This window comes from Bacteroides cellulosilyticus (assembly GCF_020091405.1).
Lineage (GTDB): Bacteria > Bacteroidota > Bacteroidia > Bacteroidales > Bacteroidaceae > Bacteroides.
The window spans coordinates 2,102,954-2,119,537 of record NZ_CP081903.1; the positions used below are offsets into that span (position 1 = coordinate 2,102,954).

A 16,584-nucleotide genomic window follows, 5' to 3' on the forward strand; every position below is an offset into this window, starting at 1 on the left:
CGGGCTTTAATATTTGCGGTCTACATGATACTCTATCCTGTAGATGTGATCGAAATGCTCTGTCCATTCATTCGGAGCAATACCAATCTGTAGACCATAAAAGAGAGTGCCTTTTTCCCGGTGTACGCTCATTTGCTTTAACAGCTCCGGTTTGCATTTGGGGATGCGGTAATCGCTGACAAGTAAGACATCCGCATTCATATAGCGGTTCTCGTTGAGCATCCTGAAAGTATCTTTCAGCATTTGGGTGGCATCCGTATCACCGGTGAAGGGGTGGCTGAAGAATTCCATCAGTTTCAGCCGGTCGCGGCGTATGTCAATGGTTTTGGTGGATACGGAGAATGTGATGAGGAAACATTCCCTGTTTTGAAGTTCAGCTATTTCAATCAGTTTTATCAGCAAGGAATTGGCCATTCGCTCCGGTTTCCCTGTCATGCTGCCCGAAGTGTCGAGGCATACGATCATAGGCCCTTTCAGAACTGCCGGTTTTGCTTCCAGACGCCTGGAGGGTTGCATGATTTCCGATTTATAACGGAAGGTTTGTAGCTTCTGTGTGAAGTATTTCAGCATGAAGACATCTTGCAGTTCGCTGTCTGCATAATATAGCAATTCCGAAGGAAGCAGGGCGTTCAGGTCGTTACCGATGGTGACACCCAGAATATCGCTCTTTTGGGAATGAGCCAGTTTGTAGGCACTGCCTTCCGTTACATATACTTGTTTGCTGCCTTCGTCGTCGGCTATTCTTCCCATGCGGTTGGCTACTTTCAGCAGTTCGGGGTATTCCTTTTGCAGTTTTACAATCTTCCGGATATTCTCGAAATCGATGGTATTCCACAATCCGTTCATCATGCTCCATGCCTGATAGAATTCCTCCTTATCCACTTGGTGCTCTTCCAGGTATTCCGGTATCTTGTTCAGGCTGGTTTTCAGTTTCTTTTCCAGAAAGTCTTTCTTGGCATCCAGATTCTTCTCTTTCTGTTCTTGCTGCTTCTGCTGAAAAGAATCTTCCCAGTCTTTCAGCATCTTCTCCCAAACGGTGGAATCGTGTTGTTTGTCTTTGTCCCCGAACATGTGTTCGTAGAATGGTTCATCGAAGGCATTCTCTTTATAGTCATCTTTGATTTTTCTCAGTAGGGCCTGCCATCCATCCCGTTTCTCTTTAATCCAGTTCAGGGCACTTTCCATTTCTCCAAGTTCGGATTGGGCTCTTTGCATCTGAAATTTCTCTTGTTCCAGAAACTGCCAGACAAACTGCGTGGTGATATCGTAGAATATGCGTGCACGAACTTCATCGCCCAACACCAGAACTCTGATGGACGGATCGTTCATGATGGCCAGCAGATAGAGAAGCAGGGGATCTTCCGTTTCACCGTATAGCGTCTTGGCGCATTCTCCCGTTTGTACGAACTTCTCGACTACCTTTACATAGAACTGGATATCATACTTCCTTTTGCTCAGCCCTGCCATATTGCTGCAAGTTGAATTGTAACTTTTCCTCTTCGATTTCTACGTTCCGCAGTTTTTTCAGCACTTCGTCCGAGTAACGGGTGATTAACTCTTGGTCAGCGGGGCTGACGAACAGATTGTCCGTGCATAAGGAGTTGGTAAGGGTGAGAAGCTGCTGAAAGAGCCGGTTCAGTTCATCCCGGTAATTGCGGGAGGTGATCTGGGGCAGTTTGTCGAACAGGTTTTGGGAAGTTTGTTCGGACTGGTGAGATGCTTTAGTCATTTTTTCTCCTTTATTCCTTTGCGTCATCGGATATCGCACACCATCTATTAACAGGGATTCTGTCCCCTCTCTGTACAGGTTCACCCGTTGCTGAACTGCTCCTGAGGGTGCTCCACCCGGATAACAACGGATAATTGAGCGTCCCGGATTCAACGGATCGGGATAGATAACGGCTTGTCTCGGAGCATTTTCTCTCTTCTGCTCTTTCAGTGTCAGATAGTCTACGGCGAAGATATAGGTATGACCTGTGCCATGTTCGGCTACATGATAGTAGAAGTAATCCGTAATTTCAAGGTCATTCTTGGGAGAGCAATTGTTTTTAAAATCTTCCAGCGCCTGGCGCACCCGGCTGATTCGTATATCACTCTTAATCGCTTCGGTGATTTCTTCCATTTTTTCAAGGCAGGAAGTGAACAGTTCACGGAGAACCAATTGATGAATGGGCTCACACTCGTCTATCTCGTTCCATAGGCAATGGTATAAAGGCGGCAAATCTGCCGAATTCACCGCTGTACGTCCGTTGATGAAGGCTGAGGCTTTCAATAGTTGCACGATGTTCTTCCAGCGTCGGTCACTTATGTATACGTTTCGAACTGTGTCTTCATCATCCAGCGGAAGACGTTTCAATTGATGGCGGATATTCGTAATATAATGTAGTATTTCGGTGGATAGTGAAACCTGGTTTATCTGTCTGCGCCAGTCTGTATATTCTTCTTCACTGATTTGCAGATCTGCGGGTATGTTTATTTCTTTATCATTATCATCGAGCAGCATGTTGTAGAAGGTCGCTTCATCTTTCACACAGGTGCAGATGATGCGTAGCAGAAATCGGTCCCACAATGCTTCGAGTCCTTCGCCGTGCGCGGGCAACTCGTTACTGGCGGCAATCAGAAGTTTAAGCGGTAGTTTGATTTCTCTGTCTCCGTTCCGGTAGATTTTCTCATTGATGGCGGTGAGTAATGAATTCTGTATGGCAGGCCCTGCTTTCCATATCTCATCCAGGAATACTACACTTGCCGTAGGGAGATATCCTTCAATGGCACGTTCGTATTTATCGAATTCCTTGAGCCGGTTGATACTGATAGGTCCGAATATCTCGTCGGGAGTAGAAAAGCGTGACATCAGATATTCGAAAGCCTTTGCTCCCTTGAAGGCAGCCTTCAGTCTGCGTGCCACCATGGATTTGGCAACCCCCGGAGGACCCAGCAAAAGAACACTTTCGCCTGCCAGTGCAGCCAATAATGACAAGCCTAATTCCGTATCCTTCTCATAAACCCCTTGGTTGATGGCGGTTAATAGTTGTTGTATTCTGTTTCTGATGTCCATAATTCTGTTTCGTTATGCCCCCATTTTTAGAATGAGGCTTCAAATATATGAAATCTTTATACGGAATACTGACAATTATTTTGAATTATTGCAGATAAAAGGTTATCTTTGGTGCAGTATTTTCAAAATAACAGCATTTTATAAAAGGATATCTAAGTAAGAATGGACATGAGAAATGCTATGAAAAAAGAGAAAAAACACTGGTTACATTTCTACAACCGGATGTTGTCCGGCGGATTGGTTCTACTGGGATTTAGTGCATGTGACAGTATGGGAGACGCTCCTTGTGAGTATGGACAACCTCATTGCGACTTTGGCATTAAAGGCAAAGTGCAGGATGAATAACCTTTCTATACGCAGGCGTCTTGCTCTGGAGATAGCCCGGAAAATGAGAAATAACCTGAAGGAACTGCACCCTTTAAAGCAGCTCTTTTGGGAGTGTACTTTGCGCTGTAACCTGCATTGTAAGCATTGCGGTAGCGACTGCAAGCGAATGGCGACAGTGAAAGATATGCCTGCTGAGGATTTCCTGCGTACCATTGATGCAATTACCCCTTATGTAAATCCCAATAAAGTAAGTATTATTATTACCGGTGGCGAGCCTTTGATGCGGGAAGATCTGGAAGATGTCGGACTGGCTCTTTACCGCCGTGGTTATCCGTGGGGCATGGTCTCCAATGGGCTTAGTTTGACGAAAGCGCGTTTGCAACGTCTTATGGCTGCCGGACTCCACTCTATTACCATCAGTCTGGATGGTTTTTCCGAAGATCATAATTGGTTACGTGGGCATCCCGAGAGTTATCACAATGCTTGGGAAGCTATAAAAATGCTGGTACACGAACCTGAACTGACTTGGGATGTGGCGACTTGCGTAAACCGCCGTAATTATCCTTATCTGAACGAATTAAAAACTTCTCTTTATAAAATTGGCGTCCGCCATTGGCGCATGTTCACTATCTTCCCTGTGGGGCGTGCTGTCATGTATCCTGAGTTCCAGCTGACGGATGAAGAATTTACAGGACTCATGGATTTCATAAAGGATACTCGCAAGGAAGGCAAGATGCGCCTGAGCTATGGATGTGAAGGTTTTCTGGGTAAGTATGAGGGAGAAGTGCGCGATAACTTTTTTGCCTGTAATGCCGGTGTAACCGTTGGCTCAATTCTGATAGACGGTTCCATATCCGCCTGCCCCAGCATACGGAGCGATTTCCATCAAGGAAATATCTATCAGGACGAATTCATGCAGGTATGGGAAGAGCGTTTCCAACCTTTCCGCAACCGCGACTGGATGAAAAAAGATGCATGTGGGGATTGTTCTTTCTTCCGTTATTGCGAGGGCAACGGGATGCATCTCCGTGATGAAAACGGTAATCTCCTGTTTTGTCATTCAAAGAGGCTGCTTACTTGAACCCCCCTCTCCCGATTACACTTCCATTTTTCTTTTCTTTTCCGATTGCAGGATTGCATAAAAGACGTATATTTGTCACATTGTATCCTGAACTTAAAGTGAACAGACTATGATAACAAACCAATTGCTTCGTCCTGCCAGTATTGTAGTGGTGGGAGCATCCAATAATGTGCACAAGCCGGGAGGCGCTATCCTGCGTAACCTTATTAATGGTGGTTATACCGGTGAACTTCGTGCCGTGAATCCGAAAGAGACAGAAGTACAAGGTGTAACAGCTTATGCCGATGTGAAGGACATCCCCGATACGGAACTTGCGATACTCGCTATTCCCGCACAGATGTGTCCTGATGCCGTAGAAGTGCTTGCTGCTGAGAAGCAGGTACGGGCGTTTATCATTCTTTCCGCCGGATTCGGTGAAGAGACACATGAGGGCGCTCTGCTGGAAGACCGTATTCTGGAAACGGTAAATAAGTACGGTGCCTCCCTGATAGGGCCGAACTGCATCGGACTGATGAATACCTGGCATCATAGTGTGTTCAGTCAACCCATTCCGCAATTGCATCCTCAAGGAGTCGATTTGATATCCAGCTCCGGTGCGACTGCCGTTTTCATTCTGGAAAGTGCCGTAACAAAAGGTTTGCAGTTCAATTCTGTCTGGTCAGTGGGGAATGCCAAGCAGATAGGTGTGGAAGATGTGCTGCAATATATGGACGAGAATTTCCAGGCAGATAAAGATTCTAAAATAAAACTGCTCTATATTGAAAGTATCGGTGACCCGGACCGTCTGTTGTTCCATGCATCCTCTCTGATAAAGAAAGGCTGTAAGATCGCTGCCATCAAGGCAGGTAGCAGTGAAAGTGGTAGCCGTGCAGCATCTTCGCATACAGGTGCCATTGCCAGTTCGGACTCGGCAGTGGAAGCTTTGTTCCGTAAGGCAGGTATTGTACGTTGCTATTCGCGCGAGGAACTGACGACGGTAGGTTGTATTTTCACCCTGCCGGAACTGAAAGGAAAGAATTTTGCCATCATTACCCATGCCGGAGGTCCGGGCGTTATGCTGACTGATGCGCTGAGTAAAGGCGGACTGAATGTGCCCAAGCTGGAAGGCCCGGTTGTGGACGAATTGAAAAGTAAGCTCTTCCCCGGTGCAGCTGTAGGAAATCCGATTGATATCCTGGCTACGGGAACTCCCGACCATCTGCGTCTTTGCCTGGAATATTGTGAAGAGAAATTCGATAATATTGATGCTGTTCTGGCTATCTTCGGGACACCGGGACTGGTTACCATGTTCGAGATGTATGACGTGTTGCATGAGAAGATGCAGACATGCAGTAAACCGATTTTCCCCATCCTTCCCTCCATCAATACTGCCGGAGCGGAAGTTGCCGCTTTCCTTGCTAAAGGCCATGTGAACTTTGCTGACGAAGTGACATTGGGTACCGCATTGTCGCGCATCATGAATGCTTCCCGGCCTGCCGCCAATGAGATCGAACTCTTTGGTGTGGATGTGCCGCGTATTCGTCGTATTATAGACTCTATTCCCGAAGATGGATATATTCAGCCCCATTATGTGCAGGCATTGCTGCATGCTGCCGGCATCCCCATAGTTGAGGAATTTGTGTCGGCCAATAAAGACGAGGTGCTGGCTTTTGTCCGTCGCACGGGTTTCCCTGTAGTGGCAAAGGTGGTGGGACCTGTTCATAAATCCGACGTAGGCGGGGTGGTGCTTAATATCAAGGGAGAAGAGCACCTGGCGTTCGAATTTGAGCGTATGATGCAGATTCCCGAAGTGACAGGTATCCTGATACAACCGATGCTGACGGGTACGGAACTTTTCGTAGGCGCCAAGTATGAAGAGAAATTCGGGCATGTAGTGCTGTGTGGTTTGGGTGGTATTTTTGTGGAAGTGCTTAAGGACGTTTCTTCCGGTCTGGCACCGCTTTCGTATGAAGAGGCTTATTCCATGATCCATTCCCTTCGTGCTTACAAAATTATCAAGGGAACACGTGGACAAAAGGGGGTGAATGAAGATAAATTCGCCGAGATTATCGTGCGACTATCCACTTTGTTGCGTTTTGCAACGGAGATCAAGGAAATGGATATCAACCCGCTACTGGCAACGGAAAAATATGTGATTGCAGTAGATGCGCGTATCCGAATCGAAAAGAAATGAAACAACGTATTTTCCTTTTTCTCATCTGTCTGATACATGCTTTGGTGCTTTTTCCGAAAAGTGCGGATCGTTTTTTCAGCCAGTACAACTTTAAGTTTATCACTGAAAATGCAGGGCTGCCTTATAGCTTTGTAAGTGATATCTTTAAAGATTCCGGAGGGTATGTCTGGGTTTCCACACATTATGGTATAGGCAGATATGATGGTTACCAGTTCCTGAACTATGGTACACAAACGGAACCGATACGCTTAAAGAATGACTTTGTCCATAAGATTTGTGAAGATAACTTCCGGCGATTATGGATTGCATCCGAAGGTGGAATAGATATCCTCGACCTGAATACTTATGCTTTGGTAAAACTCCCTGTTCCACCAGATAGTCCGCTGCAAAAGTTGCTGAATGAAAACGTCAGTACCATCTATAAAGACAGACAGGGAGATTTATGGATTTCCGGCAATAAAGAACTGTGGTGTATTGATTTGGACGATCAGGGAGATATAAAGACCTGGTATCGTCTGAAGAGTGAATACGAATCTCCCGTACATGCCATTCTTGATATAGGCTGGGCAGTTTGTGCAGGCATTGACAATCAGGTATATCGTGTCGAGAAGCAACCGGACCATCTCTTAAAGGCAGATATCTTGTCCGATAGTTTGGTTTCTTTCAGTGAAGATTGGCGGATTTCCTGTATGCAGGCGGATGGGGATGCTTTGTGGATTGGCTCTAACCGTGGTTTATTCAGATATAATCATGCCGAACGAAGTCTGAAGAGGTATCGCTACTCCACTCATCGTCCCGGAATGTTGAGCCAGGCCTATATAACGGATATCAAACTGACGGAGCGGGGACACCTGATCGTATCTACCCTGAATGGACTGAATGTGTATAACAAAGATACGGATACTTTTTCATTCATCCGTCAGACCAGTGACCGGGGTGGAGTAACCATTAACTGTAATGCCATCAACTGCCTGTTCACCGATGGAGAGACCATCTGGCTGGGTACTGAAACCGGAGGCATCAACCTGCTTTCCCCGAAGCGCTTGCAAACAGAATTATGGACATGCGGCACTTCTGTCACAGAAACAGATACTCCTACACCTGTTAATGCCGTAGGTGAAGATAAAGACGGCAATCTTTGGATTGGATTAGTAGAACGTGGACTGATGAAATGGAATCAGGAGGAAAAGACTTGTGCCCATCATCTTTTTTCTCCTAACGATATAACTTCCATCAGTAATAACACTATTAACGGACTGCTGATTGACTCCGATAACCGTCTGTGGGCATATACCTGGGGTGTGGGCATCAACGAACTGAACCTGAATATTCCCAATAACCGTACCTTTAAGCGCTATACCCGTGAGAATATTCCCGAATTGGAAGGTGACTTTATCAATAGTGCCTGTGAAGATGTGATCAATCACGGAATATGGTTCGGCTCTACACGTGGAGTGCATTTCTACGATAAGCGGAAAGATACTTTCATCCGTGTATTATTCGATCAGTCGGATAATGAGTTCGAAGCGGTTCACGCCCTGCTGATTGATAAGGATAAGCGTTTGTGGGTGGGTACCACACAAGGTGTCTTCATTGTAGATCTTGCTTCTTTTGCCAAGTCGAACAAGCGCTTTGATTATAAATATCTTCGGTATAAACTGGATAATCCACAGTCAACACAACTGGAAAAGATTAATTGTATCTTGGAAGACAAGAATGGTACTATCTGGCTGGGTGGCAATGGAAGCGGACTGTATCAGTTGACGAGTGACAAGAATAATCACTTTGTCTTTAAAAACTATACCACACGTCACGGGTTGCCTAATAATACAATTATCGGTATGGCTGAAGACGGGAAGGGAAACTTGTGGCTGACTACGAATGATGGAGTGTCCCGTCTGAATATCCAGTCGATGACATTCAGTAACTACACGCAGGCTGATGGCCTGCCGGCTACTCAGTTCTACTGGAACGGCATCCATTATTCGCCAAAGCACGACTTTATCTATATGGCTACCATAGACGGACTGGTCATTATTCATTCTGATAATGAAACTTCGCCGTCTGCGGATTCGCATGTGAAACTCTCTTCACTGGCGATTGGAGGAAATATTATCTATCCTTCCAGTGGTGATTATCTGCAAAAGGATATCACCCTTGCCTCCGGTATTTTCCTGCATGAAAGGGAGAATCGTTTCTCCGTAGGATTTACCACACAGAATTATGGAAACAGCAGCCGTATTCGCTTTGCCTATCGTCTGGAGGGATACGAGGAAGAGTGGAATGAAACTCAACCGGGTGATTATATGGCAAGATATGCGGCTGTCCCGTCGGGGAACTACACCCTGCAAGTGCGTGCGACGGATGAGTTGGGGCGTTGGTCGGATGAAATAACCGACATAGAAGTGGGGATCACTCCTTATTTCTATAAATCCATTGGATTCTATCTGCTTCTTGTCGTAGTTATTTGCCTTGCTATTTATTTATTCTATAAGCGGAAGATGCGGAGTTATCGTGAACAGAAAGCGCGATTGGAAAAAGAAGTGGAACTGCGCACGCAGGAACTGGCTGTCCAGAACAAACAATTGGAAAACATGGCTCAACACGTAAAAGAGATTACGGAAGAGAAGATTGCTTTCTTTACGAACATCACTCATGAATTCCGTACTCCGGTTACACTGATTCATGGCCCCATTGAACATGCTTTAAAGGAGACGCAGGATGAGGCTGTAAAGGCACAGTTGCAGATAGCCGAGCGAAATTCACGGTATTTGCTTTCTCTGGTCAATGAACTGATGGACTTCCGGAAACTGGACATAGACAAGGTGGTGCTGGATAAGCGTTCCTCGAATTTTATCGAGTTTTTGTCTGAGTTGCTGATACCTTTCAGAGTCTTTGCCAAGGAAAGGCATATCGACATATGTACTTATTTCCGTTTGGAGAATCCCTTTCTGATGATCGATACGGGATATATGCGCAAGGTGTTGGTGAATCTGGTTTCGAATGCTATTAAGTTTACACCGGATAACGGTCGTATTGACATATTTGTGGCGTCTGTCAGAGGAAAGAACGGGGAGAAACTACTCTATATGAATGTATGCGATACGGGACATGGCCTTGTGACAGAAGATCTGGAAAAGATTTTCGACCGCTTTTACCAGTCTAAGAAGAGTACCAAATATCCGGTTTACGGGCAGAGCGGCACAGGTATCGGTCTTTTCCTGTGTAAGCGGATTGTGTACTTGCATGGCGGAGAAATCTTTGCCCGCAATAATCACAGGCAGGGGGCTTCATTCCGTATGTTTATGCCATTGATTCCCGGAGTGCGGGTAGAAACGAACGGAGAAGTTGTGGTACAGCCCAACAATGTATATCTGCCCGATACCTTACAACCGGAGGACACTCAGAAGAAAGAGACTATCCTGATTGTGGAAGATAATAAAGATATGCGTTCGTACATCCGCACGCTGCTTGTGGGTAATTATCGTTTGTTTGAGGCAGGTGACGGGCAGGAGGCTCTTGAAATCGTTCAGAAACATACCGTCGACTTAATAGTCAGTGATTTGATGATGCCTGTGATGGATGGTATGGAGTTGTCCCGCCGTATCAAGGAGAATCTGGCGACTTCGCACATTCCTTTCCTGATGCTTACGGCGCTTCGCTCGGACGTACAAGAGAAAAGAAGTTTTGAAATAGGCGTGGACGAGTATCTTTGCAAACCTTTTGATGAAGAAGTGCTCCGGCTTCGTATCCGTAATATATTGAGTCTGCGAAGGAAATATAAGAAGATGTTCTCATCCAGCAGTAATGTGGAAGAGCTGCATGTAAAGGAAGAATCGCGAGACAAGACATTCATTACGAATGCAGTCAACCTGATGAAGGAACACTATGCCGATGCGGAATATAACCTGGAACGCTTTGTACGCGACATGGGCTACAGCAAGACATTGGTCAACAAGAAAATGCAGGATCTGACGGGACAGCCCATCGGGCAGTTTATGAAGAACTACCGTCTGAACGTGGCGCAACGGATGATACAGGAGGGCTCGGGAGATGTGAATGTCTCCGAAATAGCCTATGCTGTAGGATTCAACGATCCTAAATATTTTACGAAGTGTTTCAAAGAGTTCTTCGGATATTTGCCGAGCTCGAAGCTGGGGAAGAAGTGAGTTTACTATATTCGCCCCAAACTTTTCTATTTTCTCCTTACATAAAAAAATAAACGCCTACTTTTGCACATCACCCAGAAGAATGAATACCATGAAAATCAAACTCAGTTTACTCATCTTGTTAGTAGTAGGTTTATCCGTTCAGTTATCTGCCAACCCTATAAATGGTTTGCTCGAAAGAATTGATAAGGGAGCATCGAAGAAATTTGTTATCGAATTCAAGAAAGGTGCGGATGATTTTTTCGAACTGGACCAGAAAGGGACTAAAGTCGTAGTCCGGGGTAATAACTATGTGAATATAGCGACAGGTATCAACTGGTATCTGAAATATTATGCCGGTATCCAACTGTCATGGAATGGTATGCAGGCGAAACTGCCGCAGGCACTTCCTCCCGTCCCCCGGAAAGAGCGTCACGAAACATCCCTCTCACTCCGTTACGATTTTAACTACTGTACCTATTCCTACACCATGGCCTTTTGGGATTGGGAACGCTGGGAGAAAGAAATAGACTGGATGGCTCTGCATGGTATCAATCTCCCTTTAGCAGCCGTAGGCCAGGAATGTATCTGGTTCAATATGCTTCAAAAACTGGGATATTCTAAAGATGAAATTAACCGGTTCATTGCCGGTCCTGCTTTTCTTGCCTGGTGGGCAATGAATAATCTGGAAGGATGGGGCGGACCTAATCCGGATTCCTGGTATGTACAGCAGGAAGCTTTGCAGAAGAAAATTCTGAAGCGTATGCGCGAATATGGCATTAAACCTGTGTTTCCGGGATATTCAGGTATGGTTCCCCATGATGCTGATGAGAAGTTGGGACTGAACCTGACCAAGTCTGATTTATGGAACGGTTTTACCCGTCCTGCTTTCCTGCAACCTACCGATGGTCGCTTTGCCGAGATTGCCGATTTATATTATCAGGAACAGGAGAAGCTTTTCGGCAAGGCTGATTATTATTCTATGGACCCTTTTCATGAAGCCGAGAATGCTGCTTCAGTAGATTTCGATGCGGCCGGGAAAGCTATTATGGCGGCTATGAAAAAAGTGAATCCGAAAGCCACCTGGGTAGTGCAGGGCTGGACAGAGAACCCTCGTCCCGAGATGATAAAGAATATGCAGAATGGAGATCTGCTGATACTGGACCTGTTCAGTGAATGTCGTCCTATGTGGGGAATCCCTTCCATCTGGAAGCGTGACAAGGGTTATGAACAACACAACTGGCTGTTCTGTATGCTGCTCAATTTCGGTGGAAATGTGGGATTGCACGGTCGCATGGACCAGCTACTCGATAACTTCTACCTGACTAAGAACAATCCGTTAGCAGTTCATCTGAAAGGAATCGGTCTGACCATGGAAGGTGCAGAGAATAACCCCATGATGTTTGAACTGATGTGCGAACTTCCTTGGCGATCGGAGAAATTCACGAAAGAGGAATGGCTGAAAGATTATCTCTTTGCCCGTTACGGTGTAAGAGACGAGAAGATAGAAAAAGCATGGACTTTGCTTGCCAATACCATTTATAACTGCCCTTTCGGAAACAACCAACAAGGCCCTCATGAGTCTATTTTCTGCGGACGTCCTTCGCTGAATAACTTCCAGGCTTCGAGCTGGTCGAAGATGAAGAACTATTATGATCCTACCGTTACGGAAGAAGCTGCACGGCTGATGGTGGAAGTAGCCGATAAATATCGTGGTAATAATAACTTTGAATATGACCTGGTAGACATCGTACGACAGTCTCTTTCCGATAAAGGACGTATTGTTTATAACCGGACCATTGCTGACTTCAAGAGCTTTGATAAACGCAGTTTTGCCCGTGACTCCCGGAAATTCCTGGATATATTGCTGTTGCAGGATAAATTGCTGGGTACTCGTAGTGAATTCCGTGTAGGCCGTTGGATAGAGCAGGCACGCAATTTGGGGACTACTCCCGAAGAAAAAGACCTGTACGAGTGGAATGCCCGCGTGCAGATAACCACTTGGGGCAATCGTGTTTGCGCTGATGACGGTGGTCTGCGCGACTATGCCCATAAGGAATGGAACGGTATTCTGCGCGATTTCTATTATAAACGTTGGGCAGCCTACTGGCAAACTCTTCAGGATCAACTGGATGGTAAACCCGAAGTTAAGCTGGATTATTATGCGATGGAAGAACCCTGGACACTGGCAAAGAATCCGTATGGTTCGGCTCCCGAAGGAAGTTGTGTGGATGTGGCGAAAGAAGTCTTTTTTCAATTGACAAATGACAATTAGGCTGTGCAATGATAGCTTATAAATTGAATCTATGATATATGCAAATAGAATCCCCCAAACACCCTACAGATAATTGTCAATTGTCAACTGTCAATTGTCAATTGAGAAAGCGTCTGCTTTCTCTCGATGTGCTGCGCGGAATTACTGTCGTCGGTATGATTCTCGTCAATAATTCCGGTGGGAAGTTATCTTATGATTCTTTGCAACATTCTGCATGGAATGGGCTGACTCTTTGTGATCTGGTATTTCCGTTCTTTTTGTTCATCATGGGAATTTCCACTTATATCGCTTTGAGCAAGTTCCATTTTCAAGCATCTGGTTCAGTGGTCCGTAAGATACTGAAACGTACTCTTGTCATTCTATGCATCGGCTGGGCTATTCACTGGTTTCACTTTATTTGTGATGGAGATTTCTTTCCTTTTGCCCATCTTCGGCTTACGGGAGTTCTGCCGCGTATAGCCTTGTGCTATTGTGTAGTTTCCTTTGTAGCCTTGTATGTCAATCATAAATATATCGGCTGGATCATTGGTTTCCTTATCGCCGGGTATGCCGTTTTGCTTTATATAGGCAACGGATATGCACCGGATGATACAAACCTTCTGGCTATCATAGACCGGAATGTATTAGGTGCAGACCACCTTTATCATAAAAGCCCGATAGATCCGGAAGGACTTACCAGTACCCTTTCTGCCATCGCTCATACATTGATCGGCTTCTGTTGTGGGAAAATCATCCTGGCTAAGGAAGCTTTGGAACAGAAAACACTGAAATTGTTTGTTGCAGGCTTTATTCTGATGGCGTGCGGTTTTTTGCTGACAGAGGCTTTGCCGTTGAATAAGCGTATCTGGTCGCCTACATTTGTGTTAGTCACTTGTGGATTGGCAGCCATGCTTCAGTCTGTGCTGATTTATTTCATTGATATGAAGGAAAAGAAGAACTGGTGTCGTTTCTTTGAAATATTCGGTGTTAACCCTTTGTTTCTCTACGTACTCAGCGAGGTAGCGGCTATTGTCATTGGCGCCACCGGAAGTAAGCCGGTTATTTACGAAGGGGTACATTTTCTGATAATCGATCCTTATCTGGCATCTGCCGTTTACGCCCTTGCCTTTACCCTGCTGATGGGAGCGTGCGGCTATCCATTGTATAAAAAGAAAATCTATATAAAAATATAATAATGATTAGACGAACAATCTATACATGCTATTCCCTGTTACTGGCAACTGTGTTGTTGCCGGGTACTACTTCGTGTACCAGTCGTTGTGGGACTATTGACGAGTCGCGATTATCCTATATCGATACTCGTGTAGGTACTGCCCCCAGTGCGACCCATACAGCGGGGTTGTTTGGCAGGGATACGGAAGAATACGGGCAAACCCTTCCGGCGGTACTCGAACCCAACGGAATGAACTTCTGGACTGCACAGACGCGGGACACGGAGGAGAAATGCATAGCACCCTATTATTACGCGGATACTCTGCTACAAGGCTTTCGTAATTCCCACTGGATTGTGGGCGGATGTACGCAGGACTACGGTTCTATGACGCTGATGCCGCTCTTCGGTAAATTGCGTTGCCAGCCGGAAGCACGTTCCACCCGTTTCTCCCATGAGAAAGAAACGGCAACACCGGCTTATTATACGGTTTCTCTGCCGGATGAGAATATCTATGCCGAAATGACGGGGCGTTCGCGTTCCGCAATTTTCCGTTTCACTTATAACAAAGCGGGAAAAGGTTATCTGGTGGTAAACCCTAACAGTGATGAAGGTCAGGGGTATATCTGCATCGATACCCTTAACAATCAGATTTACGGATATAATCCTGTTCACCGCATTTATCAGGGTTGGGGAAAATCGGCAGGATATAGCGGATATTTCATCGTTCAGTTCCAAAAGAAGCTGACGGATTACGGTGTGTTCAGGGGAGATTCTTTGTCTCCCGGTGTCATTCAGATAGGAGATGCGGCGCAGATAGGTGCCTATGTGGAGTTTGATGTGACCGAGGGTGAAGAGGTATTGGTGAAAGCTGCTTCCTCCTTTACCGACCGGGATGGTGCTTTGAAGAACCTGAAAGCTGAAATCCCTCATTGGGACTTTGGACAGACTTGCACAGAGCTAAGACAGATGTGGGAGAAACACCTCTCCGCCATTGATGTAGAGACCGAACGACTTGCAGACAAGGAAATGTTTTACGGTGCTTTCTATCGTGCCTCTTTTCTGCCGCATACATTCAATGATATAGATGGCCGTTATCCCTCTTTTGCGAATGGCACTCCGATATGCCAACTTCCTGAAGGAGAAACGTATTATGAGGATTATAGTATGTGGGATACCTACCGTGCCCTGCATCCGATGATCAATCTGCTTTTTCCGACAAAGGGGGGAGATATGATGCAATCTCTGGTGCATAAATATGAACAAGGTGGTTGGTTGCCCATCTTTCCTTGTTGGAATAGCTATACTGCCGCTATGATAGGCGATCATTGTATCTCCGCCATCAGCGATGCATACTGTAAGGGGATTCGCAATTTCGATGTGGACAAGGCTTATGAAGGAATGCGTAAGAATGCCTTTGAAACTCCTTCCAACCTTGATGAATATAAAAACGGTATGGGGCGTCGCGCTCTGACCTCTTATCTGGAGTACGGATATATTCCTCTTGAAGACGGTGTACCCGACGCTTTTCATACACAAGAACAGGTATCACGTACCTTGGAATATGCTTATGATGACTTTGCCCTTGCACAGATGGCAAAAGCTTTGGCTAAGACGGATGATTACCAGGCATTGATACGGCGTGCTGCCAATTATCGCAATGTGATAGATCCCTGTACGGGATATGCCCAGGGGCGCCATGCCGATGGTACTTTCCTGAATGATGCGAATGCTTTTAATTTTGCCCGTTTTATTACTGAAGGTGCTCCTTGTCACTATACCTGGTACGTGCCGCAAGATCCATACGGACTGATGGAAAGTATGGGAGGGAAAGATAAGTATGTAGCCAAGTTGGATTCCATGTTCAGTGAACAACGTTACTGGCATGGAAACGAGCCTTGTCATCAGGTTGCTTATATGTTCAATTATGCAGGTGAACCCTGGAAGACTCAGCGTGCCGTCCGCCACGTTATGGAAACGGAATATCTGAATGAACCGGGCGGACTTTCCGGTAATGACGATGCCGGACAGATGTCGGCCTGGTATATGTTTGCCGCTATGGGATTCTATCCGGTGTGTCCCGGTACTCCGTATTATATACTTGCCAGCCCCTCATTCCCCAGCTTCACGCTGAATCTTGAGAGTGGAAAGAAGTTCACAGTGAAAGCCCGTAACGCATCGCAGAAGAATATATATATTCAGTCGGCAACGCTGAACGGGGAACCTTATATGCATAATTACATTACCCATCAGGATATAGTGAATGGTGGTGTGATGGAGTTTGTGATGGGGGATGAACCGAATAAGGAGTGGGGAACGGCAGCGGAAGACTGTCCGCCAAGAGTAATGTAGTTTAATTTAAGAAAGATATACTT

Annotated in this window: 9 protein-coding genes; 7 read left to right on the forward strand and 2 right to left on the reverse strand. The window is 45.8% G+C overall.

The window, feature by feature from the left end; genetic code table 11:
• Positions 1 to 6: 6 nt before the first annotated feature.
• Both K6V21_RS07245 and K6V21_RS07250 read right to left on the reverse strand, forming a co-directional pair.
• On the reverse strand, positions 7 to 1,467 hold the full coding sequence (locus K6V21_RS07245) for a hypothetical protein (protein ID WP_224321371.1): 1,461 nt from the start codon (positions 1,465 to 1,467) through the stop codon (positions 7 to 9).
• Positions 1,439 to 3,055, reverse strand: coding sequence for an AAA family ATPase (locus tag K6V21_RS07250; protein ID WP_224321372.1), 1,617 nt, complete (start codon positions 3,053 to 3,055; stop codon positions 1,439 to 1,441). Before K6V21_RS07250 ends, K6V21_RS07245 begins: the two co-directional genes overlap by 29 nt.
• 180 nt (positions 3,056 to 3,235) lie before the next feature.
• Here K6V21_RS07250 and K6V21_RS07255 point away from each other — a divergent pair, with 180 nt between their 5' ends.
• The 7 genes from K6V21_RS07255 (at position 3,236) to K6V21_RS07285 (ending at position 16,561) form a co-directional block, all read left to right on the forward strand.
• Positions 3,236 to 3,400 (forward strand): radical SAM-associated putative lipoprotein, encoded by a 165-nt coding sequence (locus K6V21_RS07255; protein ID WP_224321373.1) that lies wholly within the window; start codon positions 3,236 to 3,238, stop codon positions 3,398 to 3,400.
• The gene (locus K6V21_RS07260) at positions 3,393 to 4,463 is read left to right on the forward strand and encodes a TIGR04133 family radical SAM/SPASM protein (protein ID WP_224321374.1); all 1,071 of its coding nucleotides are present in this window, start codon (positions 3,393 to 3,395) and stop codon (positions 4,461 to 4,463) included. The genes K6V21_RS07255 and K6V21_RS07260 overlap by 8 nt, the downstream gene beginning before the upstream one ends.
• Before the next feature lie 109 nt (positions 4,464 to 4,572).
• Positions 4,573 to 6,636, forward strand: coding sequence for an acetate--CoA ligase family protein (locus tag K6V21_RS07265; RefSeq protein ID WP_007219240.1), 2,064 nt, complete (start codon positions 4,573 to 4,575; stop codon positions 6,634 to 6,636).
• Positions 6,633 to 10,805, forward strand: coding sequence for a two-component regulator propeller domain-containing protein (locus K6V21_RS07270; protein ID WP_224321375.1), 4,173 nt, complete (start codon positions 6,633 to 6,635; stop codon positions 10,803 to 10,805). The genes K6V21_RS07265 and K6V21_RS07270 overlap by 4 nt, the downstream gene beginning before the upstream one ends.
• A gap of 91 nt (positions 10,806 to 10,896) precedes the next feature.
• Positions 10,897 to 13,059 carry an alpha-N-acetylglucosaminidase gene (locus K6V21_RS07275; RefSeq protein WP_224321376.1) on the forward strand — a complete coding sequence of 721 codons (2,163 nt, stop codon included), beginning with the start codon at positions 10,897 to 10,899 and terminating at the stop codon, positions 13,057 to 13,059.
• 38 nt (positions 13,060 to 13,097) lie between these two features.
• Positions 13,098 to 14,231 carry an acyltransferase family protein gene (locus K6V21_RS07280; RefSeq protein WP_224321377.1) on the forward strand — a complete coding sequence of 378 codons (1,134 nt, stop codon included), beginning with the start codon at positions 13,098 to 13,100 and terminating at the stop codon, positions 14,229 to 14,231.
• Positions 14,232 to 14,233: 2 nt separating this feature from the next.
• Complete coding sequence (locus tag K6V21_RS07285; protein WP_224321378.1) at positions 14,234 to 16,561, forward strand: GH92 family glycosyl hydrolase; 2,328 nt, start codon at positions 14,234 to 14,236, stop codon at positions 16,559 to 16,561.
• The last annotated feature ends 23 nt before the right edge of the window (positions 16,562 to 16,584 follow it).